Source organism: Bacteroides ovatus (assembly GCF_001314995.1).
GTDB classification, from domain to species: domain Bacteria; phylum Bacteroidota; class Bacteroidia; order Bacteroidales; family Bacteroidaceae; genus Bacteroides; species Bacteroides ovatus.
In genome coordinates this window covers 4,777,872-4,799,898 of record NZ_CP012938.1, presented here as the reverse complement: position 1 = coordinate 4,799,898, position 22,027 = coordinate 4,777,872, and the positions used below count along the sequence as shown (strand labels likewise).

Here is a 22,027-nt window from a genome sequence, read left to right as displayed (position 1 = left end):
TGTAACATCAAGTTGCACATACGTTTATTCGCTTTTTAAATACGTTTCAATTTGTTTTGAATTTGAAATAAACAGTGGTAACACTCATTTTTGGTAATACTAATTCGACAAATGGATCAGTGTTTTTCAGCTCCTGATACCAACTTTCTTTTTGAGTATCAGTCTGTATTACTTTCCTTATGGAGGATACCTCCTTACTGCCAATATTCTCCAACCTGACCGTTTTCTCCTCCTGTTCGGAGTAATTGACTAAAACGACAGCTATCTGATATTCATCAGGGTCTTGAAAAGCAACTACCTCCACCTCTTTTAGTTCATAATCCACTCCGATCCGCCGCCAACCCGGTTTGACGTACTTTGTAAAGTGCTTAAGCCCATAGAACTCACTCCTTACCACATAGCCTTTTTCCGTCGTCCAGCGGGAACTACTCCAAGGCCACTCGACAGCGATGCAACCGTCACCCCCCTTTTTTAATTCATCAGCATCTGCATATCCCCATAATAGTGCCCAGTGCAAATAAACAGTGGCATTTGCATAACGGAAGGAGTTTGATATAAAATGTGCAATATTCACAGCATCTTCGGGAACAGCAGGATGATAAGAACAGTTCTCCGTCATCATAATTGATTTGTTGCCAACTTGCCGGACTATGTTTTGAAATTCAGTTTTAAAAGCATGGGCGGAAGAATAACGGTCGTTATCTTTATAATCGGAAGTCTTACCACCATGATAACAATGGAAAGCAGCAGCATCCAATAGGTCAGGATTCAAGTCTCTGTAATAGTTACTAAAAGTACCATAGCCAATTCCAAGCACTTCCGGGCCGATTAACTTGGGACGCTTAGACACCTCTTTGAATGCTTCATAAGTGGCGTCCAATGCTTTCCCGTAATTCGCTTTTTGGGAGTCGTCGATACCGTAGCCTAAGCGGATTTTGGTTCCTGCACTGTTATCCCCATCCGGCTCATTCATCATGCTCAAGTAATCCGGTGACATATCTGCTTCCTGATAAGCTTTTAATGTCATGCGACACCATTCACCAAATTCTTTATACATGTACTTCCCTTCATTATTTCTTTTAAGTGTCGCTCCCTTTTCTTTCGGCCTATCTATCAAATCGGGTGCTACCAGCCAATTAGACATCATTACAGAGAAATTGCTACGCCCCAGTCTTTGAGTTGCTGCATCCATTATCTCTTTTTGCTGTTTAAGAATATCGGGATTCTCACCCGATATCTTCTTTTCGTACCAGTTTCCTATACGAATCATGGAAATCTCCAAATCTTTGAAAATCAGATCAAACAATTCTTTTTTATTGGGGTGTTGACAATACCAATTCTCATAATTGGCTATCCCGCCGCCAATCCCTTCCACTGTCTGATATTGATCGGAAGAATTTAATTGAATAACCGTTGCATTATCAGTATGATCCCCATCTTGGATCGTACCAGATTCCGTATTTTCCTCTGACGATGAACTCTCTTCCGAGCATCCAGATAAACCGATTACCAATAAAGTAATCCATAAAAGCCTGTTCATACAACTTTGTGTTTTCATGCATTCATTATTAAAATATAGGAAAAGGAGTCAAGAGTAAAATACAAGATTGTACTTTTGCATCTGTCGATTCTTTAGATCGCCCTCAACCAGCACAAAATTACAATCTTGTATTTCAAAACGTTTGGTAAAATGTAACGTAAAGTTAGTTATATGTATAACGCAGTTTTAAATTTGTATCATTCGCCTTTATTTCTGATAGACGCAGCATATTCCGAAGGAGATACTCCATAGAACTTCTTAAAAACAGTCGCAAAATTAGCCTGACTATCAAAGCCTACCGCATCCGCTATTTCTGAAATATTCAGCTTCCCTTCCTGAAGTAGTGCTGCCGCTTTCTTCATCCGTAGATTCCGGATAAAGACAGATGTTGAAACTCCTGTAATATCTTTCATTTTACGATGAAGCTGTACACGACTCAATCCGACTTCCCTGGCAAGCATTTCTACATTGAATTCCGAATCATCCAGAAACTTATTCATCACATTCATAACCCGTTCCATCAATCGTTCATCTCCGGATTTATTTTCAGCAATTTCAATCTTTCCCACCTGATCCCTGACACCAGAGAACTTTCCTTTCAATAACAATCTTGTCTCAATCAGATTCTTGATATGTACTCTCAACTCTTCAACGACAAACGGTTTTCCTAAATATGCATCCGCACCTTTACTTAATCCTTCAATACGGTCTTTATATTCCGCTTTTGAAGTCAATAGGATAAACGGTATATGACTCACATTCGGATTGTTGCGAATCGTTTTCAAAAGTGAGATACCATCCATTTCAGGCATCACGACATCAGAAATTATAAGATCCGGTTGTTGTTTCAGAATGGTTTGCAAACCCTCTTTCCCGTTACGGCAAATGTATACCTTGTATTGCGAGCTCAATTCCGCCTCCAGGAAACGAAGAATCTCGTCGTCGTCATCTACGATCACAATCCTATAATTCGCTTTATGGTTTCTTGTCTTAGCCGTTTCTTCTTCACTTTCTTGAGAAAGCCCCAAGACAGAAGGGACTCTTGAGGTAGTTTTGTTTTCCGCATCCACCCATTCGGATTTCTTCAAATGATCTTTCCCATAAGGAATATGAATAATGAAACGACTTCCTTGTGCATCTTGCCGATTACAAGCATTGATAGTGCCGTGATGCAATTTAACTATCATCCGGCACAGATTCAGTCCTATACCAAAACCGATACTTCCATTGAAACCATTGGAAGGCGCCTGATAAAAACGTTCGAATATCTTTTCCAGTTTATTGGCGTCAATGCCGGATCCGCTGTCAATCACTTCAATCTCAATAAAATGCTGCAAATCTCCAACAGTAAGTTCATTCACCTTCTCGCGCAGGCTGATTTTTATTTCACCTCCATCCGGCGTATATTTAAAAGCATTCGACAGCAGGTTTACCAATACTTTATCAAAATTATTAGGATCAATCCACGCCGGAAGCTCCTCCTGTTCATAATCAAAACACAAGTTTATGTTCCTTTTCTCCGCCTGATAAGTAAATAAAGAGATTAATTCTTTGATATAATCCACCATGTCCGTTTCAACGCAATGAATATTCAATTGCCCTTTTTCAATTTTACGCATATCAAGCAACTGATTCATCAGATTAATAATACGATTCGCATTCTTCTGCATCAGACGCAGCATCTTCATCGTATCGGCATCATAGTCTCTCTTTAACAAATTCTCCAACGGACTCACAATCAAAGTCATTGGAGAGCGAATCTCATGCGAGAGATTGATAAAAAGTTTGATTCTCTCTTCATTCATTTCTTTCTGGTGCCGGCGACGAACACTCAAATAAATCTGGAATGCAACAGCAAGCAATATCAACGCATAGCAGACATAAGCCAGAGACGAACGCCACCACGGTGCCGCAATATCAATCCGTATCACCTTCACAGGGGTATACTGCCCGTTCTCACAGGCGCGTATTTCAAATGTATACTTACCGGAATTTAAATGATTGTATGTAATCTGATTGATTCCCAATTGAGTAGAGGTCCAGTTCTTTTCATACTCTCTGATACGATATTCATAGAAAATATTTCCAGAATTACGATAATCCAATGTGGAAAACTCAAGCGTAAACGTGTTGTCTTCATAAGCCAGGCTGATTTTGTCGGCACGTGTTACAAAAGTGTCCAAAATGGGTTTTCCACCGGATTTACTTTTAGCGGTCACTGCTTCTCCTCCCAAATAAAGATTGGATAATATCACAGTCGACTTCCCTTTTTGCGCAGTGACGCTATCCGGATGAAAAGTCGTTATTCCCTTCACACCTCCCAAATAGATAAGGCCATTCATTGACTGGTAGCTGGCACCAATAGTATACTCATTATCCACCAATCCACGTTCGGAATAATAGGAAGCAATCTTATTCTCTGCGACTTTTATCAGGTTAATGCCTTTCAGGGTACTACACCAGATATTCCCCCTCTCATCTTCTGCCAACCCATATACAAAATTATTAGAAAGTCCGTCTTCTTCATCATAGTAATGAAATTCTTTTGTTCCGGGATGATAACACATAAGTCCCTTATTCGTTCCCGCCCAAATATTTCCACGTACGTCTTCCAATAATGAGTAAGTGATGAAATTACCCAACGATTGACTCAATACAGGGGTAAATTTTTCCGTTACAGGATCGAAATAATCCACTCCATTACAGTGGCCTATCCACAATCTTTCCCGGGAATCAAGAAGTAGAGTATAAATCCAATTGTTCCTTAACCCACCGGAGGAACTTTGATATTCCGTGACTGTTTGAGTGGGCAGGTGATATCGTATGAATCCGGAACCGAATAAAGAAAGATATAGGTTCCCTTTATCATCACCTGTGATCTTCTTTATATCCTTCAATTTAATTTCCGGTAACATAAAACGTACGTTCCCTTTGGCATCCTGCATATAAAGCCCGGAATAATAGCCTCCAAACCACAAATTACCACTATAATCCTTATAGATGGATGAAACCGTTTTACCTGAAAACAAATGATCGGTTATATTTCCTTCCGAAGTAATTTTAAACACTCCTTCGCCTTCCACACCGCTAACGATATGTCCATCATCATCTTTATACAAGGCAGTTATCACACCAGCCTGCGGATATTCACGGGTAGGAACACTCCAAAAATGGAAAGGTGTAGATTCTTTAGACACCATAACCATTCCTCTATGATAACATCCTATCCATAAGTTTTGGTTATGATCTTCATAAATAGCACGTATTTTAGCATTATCGACATCAATAAAAGGGAGAGTGATCACCTCGGAACGGAGTTCTTTCAAATCGGGTTGAATAACCTTCAGCCCTTTGCCAAAGGTTGCCAAATAACGTGTCCCTTTTTGACTTACGAGTATGGAACGTGCCGGCAGCCACGATTCATTATGTTCTATTTTGGTAAAGCGGTCATTCTCTCTATCATAATAATAAGCAGTAGTACCCGTGGAAAGGAGAAAATTTCCCGAATGGTCCTCGGCCATTCCGGAAATTGTAGAACCGCCATCTAAAACTGCCCGTGTGTATATCTTACTCGTTCGTGTAGAAGGATCATATCGAAGTAAACCGGTACCGTTTACTCCAATCCAGATGCTCCCATGACGGTCTTCATATATGACTCCATAATGAGCATGTTCGGATACATCAGGAATATCTGTCATTTGCTCACCTGTTCCTGTATCTTTCCGAATACGGAATATTCCTCTTCCGGAAGATCCAACCCATATTTCGCCCGAACGCAATTGAGTGATACACATGATATGAAAAGATGAGCTTTCTTCAAACTTAATTGTCCGAAATGCATTTTCTTCCGGAACATAATATTGTAATCCGCCAATACCTCCCACCCATAACGTGCCTTCATTATCGAGCATCAAGGCTTTTACAGAGTTATCGGATAACGAGGTGCTATCCTTGGGATTATTATAATAATGAGTAAATTGTATGCCATTGAATTTATTAAGGCCATAATCTGTCCCGATCCAGATAAACCCATCTTTATCCTGGCAAATGGAAGTAATCAGATCGCAAGTTAATTGTTTGGAATCATAGAACAATGTATTCTCGGCGACCACCTGTACAATTCCCCCAAAAAATACAATCATCAACAGTAATAGTCTTTTCATAGCAAACAGTCCTTTCTTTATGCAAAGAAAGTAATTCTTTTCAAAATCGGACTATTTAATTCGTTTCATTTGTTTTTAAATTTAGTCCCCTTTGCACCAAAAGAAGAATGAAACATATACAAAAACTATTGAAACACAGATTTTTTATCTCTCCGAAAAGATATCCTAACTTTGCCAATAGAAAATAAATCAGCTATTAACCTCTAAAAGAAAATAACATGAAAAAGTATTTAGTAGCAGCATTAGTTGCATGTCTGGGAATCTTAAGTGTCAATGCACAAGTAGACAAGACTATCGAAGTCAGTCAATGCGAAGCCAATAATAAACTGACAGTAGAAGGGCAGACCTTAATTTCCACCAGTTATGGAAACTTGGTATTTCCTGAAAATGATTACACTAATTACACCGGAATAAACTTTGAAGCGACCAACTTCGAAAAATTAGATGAAAATGCCACAAATGCCATCTGTTCATTAAAAATAGAATATACCCAAGATGGTGAAACGGTAAAAGTTTCTATGGGATTTTATACCCAAGGCAAGAAGAAGGTGCAATTCAGTGCTTTTAAAGATGAAAAAGCCGGTAAAATTGCAATTGATCCAAGTTCTATTACCAAAGTTTCCATTGGGATGGGAAAAAACAAAAAAGTAGATATCAATAATATAGTTTTAGTTGCTAAAAAGTAACATAGATCAGTATATCTGCTAGTTGCTTAAATAATAACTGCCGGTGCTTGTAAAAAGAAGCCGGCAGTTATTATTTTATCCTGTGGAACATACACCATATATATTAGTAACATTAATATGGAAAGAAGTTACTTCCAAGGTAGATTTCAGAAACAGTTTTTTGCCTTTTGTATTGGGAAATGAGCTACCTTTGCTACAAATCCATATAATATGAACAGAAACACTTTTTTTGTATTATTCCTATTAATAAGCAACCTTGTTTCAGGACAGGACCTGAAACTGTGGTATAGTCAACCTGCACAAAATTGGTCGGAAGCTCTCCCTATTGGTAACTCCCGTCTTGGAGCCATGGTATATGGCGGAATCGAACGCGAAGAATTACAACTCAACGAAGAAACATTTTGGGCAGGTTCTCCATACAATAATAATAACCCGAATGCCGTACATGTGCTACCGGTTGTACGCAAACTGATTTTTGAAGGGAGAAACAAGGAAGCGCAAAGACTCATTGACGCCAACTTCTTAACCCAGCAACACGGAATGAGCTATCTGACATTAGGTAGTCTTTACCTGGAATTTCCGGAACACCAAAACGGATCCGGCTTTTACCGCGATCTGAATCTGGAGAATGCAACGACAACTACCCGTTATCAAGTGGATGACGTCACTTATACCCGCACCACTTTTGCTTCATTTACTGATAATGTCATTATTATGCATATCAAAGCAAGTAAAGCAAACGCACTGAACTTTACTATTGCATATAACTGCCCTCTAGTACATAAGGTGAATGTTCAGAACGATCAGCTGACCGTCACCTGTCAAGGGAAAGAGCAGGAAGGTTTGAAAGCCGCACTACGGGCAGAATGTCAAATCCAGGTAAAAACGAATGGCACTCTCCGCCCGGCAGGAAATACGCTCCAAATAAATGAAGGAACAGAAGCCACCCTTTATATATCGGCAGCAACCAACTACGTAAACTACCAGGATGTCAGCGCCGATGAATCCCACCGAACCAGCGAATATCTGAAAAGAGCAATGCAAATACCTTACGAAAAAGCTCTCAAAAACCATATCGCTTATTATAAAAAACAATTTGACCGTGTACGCCTTACATTACCGGCAGGCAAAGCTTCCCAACTGGAGACTCCCAAACGAATTGAAAACTTCGGAAATGGGGAAGACATGGCAATGGCAGCTCTACTTTTCCATTATGGACGTTATCTGCTGATTTCTTCTTCGCAACCGGGTGGGCAACCGGCTAATCTGCAAGGTATATGGAATAACAGTACTCATGCACCCTGGGATAGCAAATACACCATCAATATCAATACAGAAATGAACTATTGGCCGGCAGAAGTCACTAATTTAAGTGAAACACATAGTCCGTTATTCTCTATGTTGAAAGATTTATCCGTCACAGGAGCAGAAACAGCCCGAACCATGTATGATTGTCGGGGATGGGTGGCACATCATAACACTGACTTATGGAGAATCTGTGGTGTAGTCGATTTTGCAGCAGCCGGCATGTGGCCTAGCGGCGGCGCATGGTTAGCTCAACATATCTGGCAACATTACCTCTTTACAGGAAATAAAGAGTTCCTGAAAGAGTATTATCCCATCCTGAAAGGAACAGCGCAGTTCTACATGGATTTCTTGGTAGAACATCCAGTGTATAAATGGTTGGTAGTGTCGCCTTCTGTGTCGCCGGAACACGGTCCCATCACGGCCGGTTGCACAATGGACAATCAGATTGCCTTTGATGCACTGCATAATACCTTATTGGCTTCATACATCGCAGGTGAAGCCCCCTCTTTCCAAGACTCCCTCAAACAAACACTAGAGAAGTTGCCACCTATGCAAATAGGAAAGCATAACCAACTACAAGAATGGCTTGAAGATATTGACAATCCCAAGGACGAGCACCGTCATATTTCACATTTGTACGGGCTATATCCGAGTAATCAAATTTCTCCATACTCAAATCCCGAGTTATTCCAGGCAGCAAGAAACACATTGCTTCAACGCGGTGATAAGGCTACCGGTTGGAGTATCGGCTGGAAAGTCAATTTCTGGGCACGTATGCTGGATGGAAACCATGCCTTCCAAATCATTAAAAATATGATTCAACTATTGCCCAACGATCACTTGGCTAAAGAATATCCGAACGGGCGTACCTATCCCAATATGCTGGATGCCCATCCGCCTTTCCAGATTGACGGTAATTTCGGTTATACAGCCGGAGTAGCGGAAATGTTGCTCCAAAGTCATGACGGTGCCGTACATTTATTGCCGGCATTGCCTGATGCATGGGAAGAAGGGAGTGTGAAGGGGCTGGTGGCACGTGGAAACTTTACTGTCGATATGGACTGGAAAAACAATGTGTTAAATAAAGCGATCATCCGATCGAATATAGGCAGTACGCTCCGCATCCGGTCTTATGTCCCACTAAAAGGGAAAGGCTTAAAACAAGTAAACGGGAAAGAGTGCTCAAATAGATTATTCGCCACCACTCCTATCAAGCAACCTCTTGTAGCCAAAGGAGTAAGTGCGCAGTCTCCCAAACTGCAGAAGGTTTACGAATATGACATCGAAACAAAGGCGGGTAAAACCTATATTGTAAATACAATCGAAGGAAAACAATAATACAGAAGAAGGGATAAATCTTTTCTCATGTTACATTATTTACAAACGATGTTACAACATCCGATTGTACTCCCGGAGCCTAATGAAAATATTCATTTTTTATTAGGTTATATTTAGGTTTTTAGTTTTCTTTGTACAACAAACAACGATCTATAACTATGAAAAATGTATTCACTTTTCTATTATTATTGTTTTCTTTGTTATGCAACGGGCAATCTCCTAAGTTATTCACTACTGACAAAGAACTCTCCAGTAGTCTGATTAATCAAATATATCAAGACCGGAACGGTTTCATTTGGATTGCAACAGAAGATGGTCTGAACCGTTATGACGGTGCTAAATTTACCATATACAAACATGAGCCCAATAATGAACATTCGTTAGCCCACAATTTTGTTCGTACTGTTTTTGAGGACAGCAAAGGTCATTTGTTTATCGGTACATATATGGGAATTCAAATGTATGATCCGGCCACAGACAATTTTACCCCACTTGCAATAAGGGAAGACAATGGAGAAATATTTGAAAGTAATATTGTTTCCTTTATCGAAAGGAGAAATGGAGAAATATGGGTATCCGGAAATATGTTGTGCAGGTTGAATATCAAAGATTACCTGTTGACTGTTCAAAAAATTGATATCCCCATGACATCAACAGGATTTATGATTGAAGACAAGAAACAGAATGTCTGGATAGCAAAAGACGAAGAAGGAGTATATCGTCTTGATTCTAATAACCAACTTACTTTATATTTATCTAAAGACAACGGATATGTCAAAAGTATATGTGAAGATTCACGTGGGAATATTTATGTAGGAAGTATGAGAAAAGGACTATTCGTCTATAACAAAAGACAAGACTCCTTTATACCTATTGATTTTAAAGAAAAGAGAGAACTTCCTATCTGTTTCCTCTATTCCGGACCGCAAAATGAATTATATATCGGAACTGATGGTAAAGGTATGAGTGTCTACAATAACCAAACTCATGAAATCTCCGAATACAATTTTGACAACAACTATTTTGATTCAAAAAATTCAAAAATACATTCTATCCTAAAAGACAATTCCGGTAACTTATGGTTGGCTGTTTATCAGAAAGGAGTCATGCAGATACCTGCCCGAACAAACAGTTTCAAGTATATAGGACATAAATCCATGGATAAAAACATGATCGGTTCCAGTTGTATAACCTCATTCTGCAAAGACAACAACGGTATGTTATGGGTTGGAACAGACAATGACGGAATTTATGCCCTGACAGAAAAGTTAGAACCGGCTAAACATTTCTCGCATACTAATCACCCTAATTCTGTGCCTTCAACAGTTATAAAACTATATGAAGATTCCGAGTACAACATTTGGGTCGGCTCCTTTATAAACGGTATGGGAAAGCTGAACAAACAGACAGGATTATGCGATTACCAGTACAAACTGGTAGATAAGAACAACAACTATATACAACGTGTATATGATTTCGCAGAAGATAAAAACAAGCGTCTTTGGATTGCGACAATGGGATTCGGTTTGTTCTACTATGACCTGAAAACGAAAGAATTTACATCCATACAATCTCGGACATCTCTAATCAACGAATGGATAGGTTGTCTGCACTATTCCGATGATAATAAACTGTATGTCGGAACTTATGACGGCATCAACTGTATAGACCTTGACAGTCCTGATTTTCAAAGTCATAAGATACTCTCACAAAATGTTATTTATTCAATCTTTGAAGATGACGAAGGAGTTGTCTGGTTGGGCAGTTCCGAAGGATTATCCGGTTGGAATAAAAATACGAAAGAACTAACCACTTATACTACTGCAGACGGATTGCCCAGTAATACAATATATGCCATACAAGGAGATGGAAAAGATTTTCTTTGGATAAGCACCAATGCCGGAATTTCCCAATTCCAAAAGAAAAACAACAAATTTATCAATTATTATGTCAGCGACGGATTACAGGGAAATGAGTTCTACAAGAATGCCTCCTTCAAAGATAAACAAGGTATTATCTGGTTTGGCGGAATGAATGGTATCACCTATTTCAATCCGCAAGACATTATCAATCCGGCAAAAACATGGAATATCCGGATTACCGACTTTTTCCTGCATAACAATCCGGTTAGAAAAGGAATGAAATCCGGTATTCACAATATTATCAACTGCCCTGTATTCAACGCAAAAGAGTTTTATCTATCCCATAAAGACAATGTGTTCAGTATCGAGTTTGCCACTCTGGAATTAAATGCCCCCGAACACATCAACTACCTTTATTCTATCAACGATGAAAAATGGATTAGTTTGCCCAAAGGTGTAAACCGTATCTCATTCAGCAATCTGAAACCCGGTACCTATAACTTTAAAATCAGAGCAAAAGACAACACTGTGTATTCAAATATAAAAGAAATTACCATCTTTATATCTCCTGCATGGTATGCTTCATGGTGGGCCAAAGTTATCTACTCCTTATTATTACTGACCATTATATTTATCATTATTCTTCAGATCAGACATCGGTACAGAATGCATCAGGAAATGCTGCAACATATCCATACCGAACAAATCAATGAAGCAAAATTGCAGTTCTTTATCAACATCTCTCACGAGATACGCACTCCGATGTCTCTAATCATCAGTCCTCTACAGAAACTGATTAAGAATGAGGAGAACAATGAACGCCTGAAAATATATCATATTATCTACAGAAATGCGGAACGTATTCTGAATCTTGTCAATCAACTAATGGATATTCGGAAAATTGATAAAGGACAAATGTTCCTGATGTTCCGGGAGACCAATATTATTCCTTTTATAGAAGATTTATGTACAACTTTCGGTCAACAGGCAAATACAAAAAATATCCAGCTACAACTTCACAGTACGCTCCGGGAACTGAATGTATGGGTAGACACAGGTAATTTTGATAAGATTATCCTGAATATTCTGTCTAATGCCTTCAAGTTTACTCCTGAAAAAGGAAACATAGATATTACCATCCGTACTGGAGAAGATAATACACTGCCCGATCCCTTGAAACAATATGCCGAAATAATTATCGCGGATACCGGAACAGGCATCGATGAACAGGAAAAAGAACATATCTTCGAACGTTTCTATCAGATCCGTAACAGCCAACAGAATCCGAAAGGCGGAACAGGAATAGGATTACATCTTACTCGTTCATTAGTGGAATTACATCATGGAATTATCTATGTAGAAAATAATAAAGAACAACCGGGTTGCCGTTTTATTATCCGATTACCGTTGGGTAACAAGCATCTACGACCTGAAGAAGTTGACAACAATGAGCAAAAGGTAACAGTAGCCGTACCAACTGTTCCTGTCATCTCTCCCATTATAGAAAATAAGGAAGAAAAGAAAGTCAGGGTAAAAACTAAATATCGCGTATTAATTGTAGAAGACGACGAAGAAATCCGAAATTATATAGCGAAGGAGTTTGGGGACAAATTTCATATCATGGAAAGCCGTAATGGTAAAGAAGCATTAGAGCAAATATTTAAAAAGGCTCCGGACTTAGTCATTAGTGACATCATGATGCCCGAAATGGACGGACTCACCTTATGCCGGAAGATCAAGCAGAATGTAAACCTCAACCATATCCCAGTCATTTTGCTTACTGCAAAAACGAGGGAAGAAGACAACCTTGAAGGTCTGAATACAGGAGCCGACGCCTATATCATGAAGCCATTCAATATCGAAATTCTGCAAAAGACGGTAGAAAATCTGATTAATACACGGCAGCAGTTACGCAAAGTATTTACAGGCCAGCAAAATCTGGAAAACAAGGTTCAGAAACTGGAAGTGAAATCACCCGATGAGAAATTGATGGAACGTATTATGAAAGTGATCAATGAAAACATCAGTAACCCTAACTTGACAATAGAGACAATCACCACCGAGGTAGGTATTAGCCGCGTACATCTTCACAGGAAACTCAAAGAGCTCACCAACCAGACAACCCGTGACTTTATACGTAATATACGTTTAAAAGAAGCCGCTCGTTTATTGTCCGAAAAACAGCATACCATATCCGAGATAGCCATGTTAACAGGATTCACTGATCCTAATAATTTCTCGACAACATTCAAAGAATTGTATGGAATGCCGCCTTCAATGTATATGAAAGAGCAGTTGAGTAAAAAAGAAGAGTAACCCAACTGCTCTCTAGCATGTTTATCTGTTAAACTTGTACCAATCAAAGTTAAACAGTTTGCAGCCTTTACGTCCTTTGAATACAAAATAAATATCTTGTATTCCTGTGACCGGTTTTACAATATCAGTCTGCAATGTTTTCCAGCATTCCCAACCTCCCGTTGAAGGAATAGTCAGTTCCGCAATTAATGGTCCGCTTATACTGTCTGTACGTACTTCAAGTGTTCCGCCACGAAGGGCACTGGCAACGGTAGCAGTGAACCGTTTGGGGGATTTATTGCCGAAATCCACTTCACGTACCTTTATATAATCTCCATTATGAATTTCAGATATATATATACCGGTTTTCACATTTGGTTCGGACTTCACACCTTCAGAAAAAGCGATTGTTTCAGCTTCCACCCTTTCGTAAGGATTGAGCGTACCTACCGGTGACACCCCTTCCCGGGTAGCATTAATAATCGGGAAAGTGCCGTCAGCGTTATACTTAAATTGCTCCACCGCCGCACTTCGCCCGAAGCCTCCACCACCCGGCAGCTTACCCGTATGATAGAAGAAATAAGAATTGCCTTTATAGTCTATCACTCCACAATGGTTAGTAAACGAGCCCGTATCTTGTAAAGGCATGATTTCTCCCATATACTTCCACGGCCCAAGAGGTCCGTCACTCATGGAATAGGCAATATGTTCGGGTACACCTCCGGCAGCATAAAGAAGATAATATTTTCCTTCCCGTTTATGAAGCCATGGACCTTCTGTATAAGTATCTTTATACTTAACATCTTTGACACGTTTTTCCGGATTGGGTGCACCAAAGCTCTCAACAGTCTGTTCCAGTTTGCCCACTTCACCTTTCAAGGAAATCATGTCGTCATTCAGTTCTGCATAATAGATATTCGGATTTCCCCAATACAGATAAGCACGACCGTCATCATCAATGAAGACCGTAGGATCAATATAGTCCCAGCTTCCGTCATGAAGCGGTTTGCCGATGGCATCTTTAAAAGGACCGACAGGCGTATCACCGACTGCCACACCGATTGCCATCGTATTGGAAAGTTTGGAATGCAGGCAGACATACCAATAAAACTTACCATTACGCTCTACACATTGTGCTGCCCAGGCACGGTCGTCCGCCCAGTCGAATGATTCGATGGCAAGAGGAGAGCCGTGATCGGTCCAGTTCACCATATCTTTGGTAGAATATACACGCCATTCCTGCATCCAGAAAAAATCCGCTTTGTCTTCATCGTGTCCCGTATACACATACAAGGTGCCGTCGTGTACCATAGGAGCCGGGTCTGTAGTAAAGCAAGTTTGCACAATCGGGTTTTGCGCTGACAGTCCTCCTTCGGTCATAACCGAAACGAGCAACAATGTAGCTGCGATAAATGTAGATTTCATTTTCATGCTATTTTCAGTGTTTAAATAAATGTGGTACAAATTCTTTCAGGCAACGTCTCCACGTAAGCCATTCATGCGCTGTGCCTTGCGATTCGTAATAATCAACCTCGATACCCAGTTTCCGGAGTGAATCCACCATCTTCTTTGTTCCCATTTGTTCCTCCGTGCCACAGCCGAGAAAGAAATAATTCACTTTCTTATTGAACTTGTCCGCATCCGCAAACACTCCGTTAAAACAAGTCTTCATATCCAGACCGAAAATCGCCCCGCTGAAACTTCCGATATAAGAAAACTTATCGAGATGAGGCAGAACCGTATTGAAAGTCTGATGTCCTCCCCACGAGAGTCCTGCCATAGCACGGTGTTCGCGGTCGGTTTTCGTACGGAATGTCCGGTCTATCATAGGAATCAGGTCTTTCAGAATAACGTCATAAAAGGTGGCGCCATACAAAGCCCGCTCCTCGTTCACATCTTTTCCCGGACGCGGCCGGAACGGAGCTTCCACATCACCGCTATCCATCACCACGAGCATCGGCACACACTGACCGGATGCAATCAGGTTGTCCATAATATGATTCATCTTTCCCTGCGTGCTCCAGCCGGTTTCATCTTCACCCATGCCATGTTGCAGATACAATACCGGATAGCGCTTCTTCGGATGAGTTTCATACTCTGCCGGCGTATATACCATACACCGACGGAACTCTCTCTGCGTTTCGGAGTAATACGTACAGGAACGAACCTGCCCGTGAGGTACCTGTTGAGGACGATAATAATCCCCCTCCTCACCTTCAGGGATTTCGATGCCACTTGCCATACGGCAACAACCGAAGAACGTATAACTGGAAGGATCTGTTACCGACACCCCGTCTGCAATCAGGAAATAATAATGGAATCCTACAGGCAGAGGGTTGGTCGTTGCCGTCCAGAGTCCTCCGGCATCTTTCCACATATCATACTTCTTTCCGCAACAATCCACTTGTAGCCTGTTAGCCTGCGGAGCATAGAAACGAAAATGAGCACGCCCCTCTTTATCCACCCGGGGATAGTCATATCCCGGAATATTAGTGGATACCGGTTCGGTAGTAATCCCGGAGTTTAGTTCCTTCTCCAACAAAAGGAGTCGTTTCTCGGCATACCGCACTCCCAATTTCCTGTATCCTTCTGCCGTGAAATGCAAATTATCTTCTGCGGCAGGACAGCCCGAAGAAGGAATCACGTATGCGGTCGGAATCACTTGCGGCAGCGTATTGATTATCTCATTCATGCTTGCACATCTGCCATTCTGGTCGGCATGCACCACTTCTCCCGCCAACAAGGGAACATCTTTTGCCTGAAGATTCAAATCCCTCAACAGATTCTCATAGACTCTCTTTACTTTTTGAGGCCACTCTTTATCACCGGTATTAGACTCGCCCTGATGCAAGAGGATACCTTTAATCACACCCGCTTTCTGTGCTTCTACAGCCAATTCCTTTAGTCTACGGTAAGGATTATTACCATACGCTTTCACTGTATTTTTCAGCCATTCCGGTTGAGAGGCAATATGCTCTTCGCAATTCTCCTCATCAAACAGCTCAATCCTGCAACCACCAACAGCTACATTGACGACACCTACCTTAATATTATCAGGCAACCTTTCCACTAACGTACGTCCGAAATAATCGGCCGGTGTTAACCCTGTATGGCAACGTACCAACGGAGGAACAGCCTTATACCACTGTCCTTTGACACGTCCCAAAGACGGACAATCAACAGCCGCCATCATCAGAAAGCGTTCATTGACATTGCACGTATCCTGCGCTTCAATCTTTGCATTTCCTTCCATATTGGATTGTCCCAGACAAAGATAAATATGGAAATTAGGGTCTTGTGCAAAGGCAAATATGCCTGCACATAATAAACAACTTAAGACAATAATCTTCTTCATTTGCGTATCTATATCATAAATATTAATTAATGCGTAACCTTGCGATAAGGACTTTCCTGAAGATTCAATCGACTGACTTCATCACTACCACAATCAATTATAATTTTATGCAATACAATAGCAGGGCTTAACGGACGAATAATTAATGCATGTATTCCTTCTTTCAGATTAACATTGGAAAAATCTACCACCGACTCTATCAACCGCGCAGCACCGGCGGGATACATCTTCGTATAACAATTAGCCCAAGTCATCTCTGAATTGTAATTTACTATTTGTTCTTTACCACCATCCAAACTGATAGCATAACTATGTCCTCCTTTTATAAAAGGCAAAGTACTATCCAAGATTAATCTTACACGTATATTTTTCATCTCTGAATTAAGCTTCATGCGATATGTCAATGAAGCTCCTGTTACAGGTTGTGTATAGGGCATCAACGACAAACCAGAAAGAGTACGTCCCAAGTCAGGAATAACTGTCCACTCCGTCTTATTCCCTTGTGTACATTCTGCAAAACGTTCCGCTTCCATTACTACCACCCCACCTTTCTCCTTATACTCATATCCTCCCGGCTTATATGCAGAGACATCCACTCTTATGATTTCGGGCATTATATTTCCTCCTTTAGGCTCATCCCAGCTTGTATAACCGATGTGCGTCTGATCCATTAAATGATTCCATTTTCCACCAGCTATATTGTTATTATAGTCATAGCAAAGTTCCGCATCATACCTGAAACAATACTCCACTCTATCTGCCCATTCATTGGCACGTGGATCACCCTCAGATGCTAACTTATGATTCATAGCAACCGCATAATACATCTCATAAAGGTTTGCCATGGCCTGAACAGGAAAAAGAATGAGTTCTTTATATGTATCCTTCAATTCTTCCGGTAAAGTCATAAACTGACGATAGGCATGCGCCTCCAAAGCAAGAAATTCATCTGTTACAGCCTTAAATTCTCCACTGGAAAGATTATAAGTTTGGCTATCCAACATTTCTGCAGTTACGCGAGCAGCATATTTACAATACAGATTTAAGATGCGAGCGGCTTCTACTGCATAGTTATCCCCAAACTGTTGTTTACAGAAACTACAAGTATATTCCTGTAAATTATCAGCCGTAAGGTGTCCAGGATTCCATGCCATATTCAAGAAAAAATCAACAGGAAATTCATTCGGTTTCAAGTCACCCACATTTAGAATCCACATTTTATCCACACCATAAGAATAAGTCAAATATAATTGTTCCCACATATGCTGGATCTGTGTCATATTCAGCCATTGATAGGCACGTGGTGCTCCATGTAAATCTACATGATAATACATACCATATCCACCAGGATGCCGTTTATCCTTTAAATCTGGTAAACGACGTACATTCCCCCAATTATCATCACAAAGCAAAATCATGACATCATCAGGTATTTTCATTCCCTTATCATAATATTCCAGTACTTCACTATAAAGTGCCCACAATTGTGGAGTCTTACAAGCAGGTTTACCTGTTACATCTGCTATTATTTTACGCTGTCCTTTTACGATATCCTCCAATAGATGCGTATCTGTATCGGGTCCCATCGGAGCATCACCGTCACCACGCATAGCGATAGTAATTACTTCTTCCTTTCCATTCATTCGCTTGATACCCTCACGGAAAAAACGTTCTACTCCCTCTTTATTCCTCTGATAGTTCCACTCACCATACAACTTACGATTACGGGCATATTCCTGGTGATTACGTGCCATCGGTTCGTGATGGGAAGTCCCGATTATAATCCCCATTTCATCAGCCAAAGGACTATTCATCGGATCATCTGCATAAAATGCTGCACTCCACATGGCCGGCCATAGAAAATTAGCTTTCAAACGGAGGAGAAGTTCGTAGACATGCACATACATCTTACTGTTAAATCCTCCGAACTTTTCAGTTGTCCAACCTCCCATACAAGGCCATTCATCATTAATGAAAATGCCACGGTATTTTACAGCCGGTTCACCATCAGTATAAACACCTTCTTTAATATAAATAGCCTGATGCTTTACCGGCGGAACATCAAGCCACCAGTACCAAGGAGAAATCCCTATTTGTTTTGACAATTCATAAATACCATAAATCGTTCCACGCTTATCACTTCCAGCAATCAGCAGCACATCTCCCTGTAAACCTTCCAAAGGAGCATGAAGAGTGGTGATTATATATTTTTCATTCTTACCTCTCAATTCTTTACCATCCAGTTTTCCTGTTTTTACTAATTGACGTATAAGTGGGCTTTTGTCAAACGAACCTATGATAATACGCACTTCTTTTCCCGCAATATTCGATAATTCGGGTTTTACAGTAGTCACTTTTTCAAAATCCGTTTGTAAATTACGCACCGCTAACAGCACCCCACGATGTTCTGCATCATCACACCAAATAGAGAACGATCTGTTTTGTGGTGTAACCAAAGGTAACTTGGCATCCGCTGATATAAAAGTGACAAATGGTTCCGCAGCATTCAAAACAGATACACATAAGAATAGAAATATAATTATTATCCGACTCAAAAACATGTTCTTCATTATTTTCTAGTTACATACTGTCCTAAAAACAATTATCCGCAAGATACTACTTGTAAAATGCGGATAATCGAATTTAAGAGAATTCTTATTTTCTTTCGATAACAATGTTGTCGAGATACAAGTCACCGGCACCTGATGAATTGGCTTTCAATTCAAACGTATTTGCCCCTTTTCGTAAGGAAACCGACATTAAGGCTGTATTCCATACAGTATTGTCATTATCAGTTTGTGCAAACTCCGGAGTACCTACTTTGGTATTGTTTATATACATATCTACGGTATTGACTGTAGCCGACGGAGCACGGTAGCGAATACGGATTGTATATACACCATCTTCCAGTGCAGTAACAGCATCACGTACGGCAGCTGCAGAACTAGCACCAAAATTTATATATCCCTGTGCTGTGTAGTTACGTATCGGCTCCGAATCTCCTTTTGTCACTCTCTTAGTCACATTCTTAAAATCAAAGCATTCAGCCTCATACTGATAAGCGCCCTGATAAATTTGTGGAGAAGCGGGAACCTGGATAGATGCTGCAGTAGATACAGTTAAACGATCGGTGGCTTTTCCTGAACAATTGACCGTCAAATCCAATGGTCCGTTATGAGTGACAGTCAGCGTATATACATCTTCTTTCCAATTCTCAGAAACTTGTGCAGTACCATTGGCTCTGGAAGATACAGAATGAGTTGGTTTGGATGTACATCCATATATCTTGATGACCTCCGTTTTGCTCGAACCACTAGGGTCATAGTTATTCATGTAGAAGGTGAGCTTATTGGCATATTCTTTTATAACACTTACAGTATATTTGGAGTAAGCCAATTCCATCTTGTCACATGTATTGTATTTAAACGGAATTGCAGCATTCCGTATTCCGGCAAGTCCGTTATAAACCACCCAACCATTTTCTATACGTCCAGCATAAAGTTCTCCTGTATACTCTTGTGGAAACCAACGGTTAAACTTTCCAACTTTAGTATTTACATCGCTCCAAGATCCTTCGAAAGTTGATTGGTTGATCTTATACTGGAATGAATTAGCTACATCGTCACACAATTCGAACGCAACAGGAATCGTAGGATAACGGCCCGTTTTCTTAAAGTAACAATGATTATCCCAAAGATTACCATCATCATCGCGAAGGTAAAGCCCTTCATGCAAATTCTTCGGGCTGCTGTATTTAGCATTATCATCACCGGAATAGACATCTTGAAGAATCACCACTTTCGTGCGGTCAATAACTTCTTTCCGGGAAGGAATACGAATTGTTTTATCAATAATCTTACGGAACATATCTATATTGATATTGACAAATTGCGGAAAACATTCCCAATTACGGCTCTGATAACCATCACCTACACTGACTGCATTCGTCTCCTTAAAACATTGCTGCCATATAAGTTCAGGTCCGTCAATAACAGTCTGACCTGTCAGCATCACATGCTCTATAATAGGCAGCGCACCGGCAGCCGGCGGGAAATCCTTATCGCCATTCTGTCCTTTCTCCTCTGTCCAGCCGCATTGGTCGAAACGGATGCCGTACTGACCTGCAAAACCGGAGAGCCACGTGCCTAAGCAAATTCCTTCGACATTGAAGAAGCCACTTTGCGTGGTGTATTTCTCACACATAATGAAATTTTCAGAGTACAATTTGGCAGTTTGGGCAAAATCAGAATTACGCTTCACAAGAGCAATAGGATTGATATTAGCCGACCAAGTATTACCACAGAAACTAACTACCAAATATCCTCCATATTTATGAGTAAGTTTCAAAAGTTGATTCCAGTGAGCCACTCGTTGTAACCACGATACAGAGAACTGGTCATCATACCCCCAAAACTGCTCACAATAATTGAAACCAAGAAAGTTGGGATATTCTCTGAAAAACTCATCATATACCCGAACCTTATCGTCACTTTCAAATTGACTATATAAGCTGACATCCTTAAAATGACTAAAACCGCCGCTTGACGGCTGCACCATCGCCCACACATTATTTTCAGCACACGTCCTCAACCACGACTTTGCTATCTCATAACCATACTCGCTTACATTATAGATCCCAGTAGCCTCATCATGGCTTACAGACAACGAGATATTAAAAATGGTAAACGGACGAATATCAGCAGGGATAAGATCTATGATTTTCTGAGGATCGGCATAATTCCATGAATCAATATGAACAAACCATGCCGGTTGTTCAGGAGAAATAGGACGGCGTAACGCCCCCGTTACCGGAGGAATTTCGGGATTGTCTCCTTTAAAAAGATTCAGTTCGATGACAGGTGTCCGGTCGGTAAAAGTGAAACTGACAGATTCGTCACCAATAGTACTCACTTGTTTAAACTGACTGGTAAGTTTGCCGCTCACCGCCTTGTCAAGGGTACGAGACTTAGTTCCATATTTTACAGTCCAATAGCCGTCAGTGTTAATATCCACTATAGGTGCAACTGTATTGTTTTCATCTAACACCTTGACTTTTTCATCATTCTCAAACGTTAGCCAGACATCATCAAGAGTCCAATAATATTCATCATGTTCTACTTTGGCACCTACTTTTGGAGAATAAACTACATCCTCTCCTCCGCCTTCCAATGCTGCTATCTGAGCATACATACTGAAGCTTGTACCATCCGACAACTCAATCGTATAACTCGCGCCATTATTCACCGGATTGTATGTCTTTACAGCCAGGTCCTGTTGTTTGGCCTCAATAAGCTTACGTAATGCCTTGACATTAGTATTAATATTCTCGACAGCCGTACCGGGTTTCGGTACGGAAGGAGCGTCAGGATCAATGACATCGTCATCTTTACAGGAACCAAGAATACATGCACAGCATACTATTCCGAGAAAAAGTAGGTATGATAGCTTACTTTTCGTATTTAACAAATTCATCATATTCC

General features: G+C 40.5%; 9 protein-coding genes. 3 read left to right on the top strand and 6 right to left on the bottom strand.

Annotation, left to right across the window (positions count from 1 at the left end; genetic code table 11):
- Positions 1 to 46 precede the first annotated feature (46 nt).
- Positions 47 to 1,558: a glycoside hydrolase gene (locus Bovatus_RS18225; protein ID WP_004299680.1), complete on the bottom strand. Its 1,512-nt coding sequence runs from the start codon at positions 1,556 to 1,558 to the stop codon at positions 47 to 49.
- Between the two features lie 179 nt (positions 1,559 to 1,737).
- Positions 1,738 to 5,703, bottom strand: a complete 3,966-nt coding sequence (locus Bovatus_RS18220) for a two-component regulator propeller domain-containing protein (RefSeq protein WP_004299679.1) — start codon at positions 5,701 to 5,703, stop codon at positions 1,738 to 1,740.
- 218 nt (positions 5,704 to 5,921) lie between these two features.
- On the opposite strand from Bovatus_RS18220, the gene Bovatus_RS18215 reads away from it, so the two are divergent.
- The 3 genes from Bovatus_RS18215 (at position 5,922) to Bovatus_RS18205 (ending at position 13,213) form a co-directional block, all read left to right on the top strand.
- Positions 5,922 to 6,389 (top strand): hypothetical protein, encoded by a 468-nt coding sequence (locus tag Bovatus_RS18215; protein WP_004299678.1) that lies wholly within the window; start codon positions 5,922 to 5,924, stop codon positions 6,387 to 6,389.
- 210 nt (positions 6,390 to 6,599) lie between these two features.
- Positions 6,600 to 9,035 (top strand): glycoside hydrolase family 95 protein, encoded by a 2,436-nt coding sequence (locus Bovatus_RS18210; RefSeq protein WP_004299676.1) that lies wholly within the window; start codon positions 6,600 to 6,602, stop codon positions 9,033 to 9,035.
- A gap of 158 nt (positions 9,036 to 9,193) precedes the next feature.
- Positions 9,194 to 13,213 carry a hybrid sensor histidine kinase/response regulator transcription factor gene (locus tag Bovatus_RS18205; protein WP_004299675.1) on the top strand — a complete coding sequence of 1,340 codons (4,020 nt, stop codon included), beginning with the start codon at positions 9,194 to 9,196 and terminating at the stop codon, positions 13,211 to 13,213.
- Between the two features lie 21 nt (positions 13,214 to 13,234).
- Here Bovatus_RS18205 and Bovatus_RS18200 read toward each other — a convergent pair whose 3' ends face one another.
- The 4 genes from Bovatus_RS18200 to Bovatus_RS18185 form a co-directional block, all read right to left on the bottom strand.
- On the bottom strand, positions 13,235 to 14,623 hold the full coding sequence (locus tag Bovatus_RS18200) for a glycoside hydrolase family 43 protein (protein WP_004299674.1): 1,389 nt from the start codon (positions 14,621 to 14,623) through the stop codon (positions 13,235 to 13,237).
- Positions 14,624 to 14,630: 7 nt separating this feature from the next.
- Positions 14,631 to 16,547 carry a sialate O-acetylesterase gene (locus Bovatus_RS18195; protein WP_004299673.1) on the bottom strand — a complete coding sequence of 639 codons (1,917 nt, stop codon included), beginning with the start codon at positions 16,545 to 16,547 and terminating at the stop codon, positions 14,631 to 14,633.
- Between the two features lie 26 nt (positions 16,548 to 16,573).
- Positions 16,574 to 19,117 carry a glycosyl hydrolase 115 family protein gene (locus Bovatus_RS18190; protein ID WP_004299672.1) on the bottom strand — a complete coding sequence of 848 codons (2,544 nt, stop codon included), beginning with the start codon at positions 19,115 to 19,117 and terminating at the stop codon, positions 16,574 to 16,576.
- 85 nt (positions 19,118 to 19,202) lie between these two features.
- Entirely contained in the window at positions 19,203 to 22,022 is a 2,820-nt protein-coding gene (locus tag Bovatus_RS18185) for a glycoside hydrolase family 98 domain-containing protein (protein WP_052587966.1), read from the bottom strand.
- Positions 22,023 to 22,027 lie beyond the last annotated feature (5 nt).

Excerpts from the sequence above, each read along its gene's own strand:
- Bovatus_RS18225 (WP_004299680.1), bottom strand. The coding sequence starts at position 1,558 with ATGAAAACACAAAGTTGTATGAACAGGCTTTTATGGATTACTTTATTG.
- Bovatus_RS18220 (WP_004299679.1), bottom strand. The coding sequence starts at position 5,703 with ATGAAAAGACTATTACTGTTGATGATTGTATTTTTTGGGGGAATTGTA.
- Bovatus_RS18215 (WP_004299678.1), top strand. The coding sequence starts at position 5,922 with ATGAAAAAGTATTTAGTAGCAGCATTAGTTGCATGTCTGGGAATCTTA.
- Bovatus_RS18210 (WP_004299676.1), top strand. The coding sequence starts at position 6,600 with ATGAACAGAAACACTTTTTTTGTATTATTCCTATTAATAAGCAACCTT.
- Bovatus_RS18205 (WP_004299675.1), top strand. The coding sequence starts at position 9,194 with ATGAAAAATGTATTCACTTTTCTATTATTATTGTTTTCTTTGTTATGC.
- Bovatus_RS18200 (WP_004299674.1), bottom strand. The coding sequence starts at position 14,623 with ATGAAAATGAAATCTACATTTATCGCAGCTACATTGTTGCTCGTTTCG.
- Bovatus_RS18195 (WP_004299673.1), bottom strand. The coding sequence starts at position 16,547 with ATGAAGAAGATTATTGTCTTAAGTTGTTTATTATGTGCAGGCATATTT.
- Bovatus_RS18190 (WP_004299672.1), bottom strand. The coding sequence starts at position 19,117 with ATGAAGAACATGTTTTTGAGTCGGATAATAATTATATTTCTATTCTTA.
- Bovatus_RS18185 (WP_052587966.1), bottom strand. The coding sequence starts at position 22,022 with ATGATGAATTTGTTAAATACGAAAAGTAAGCTATCATACCTACTTTTT.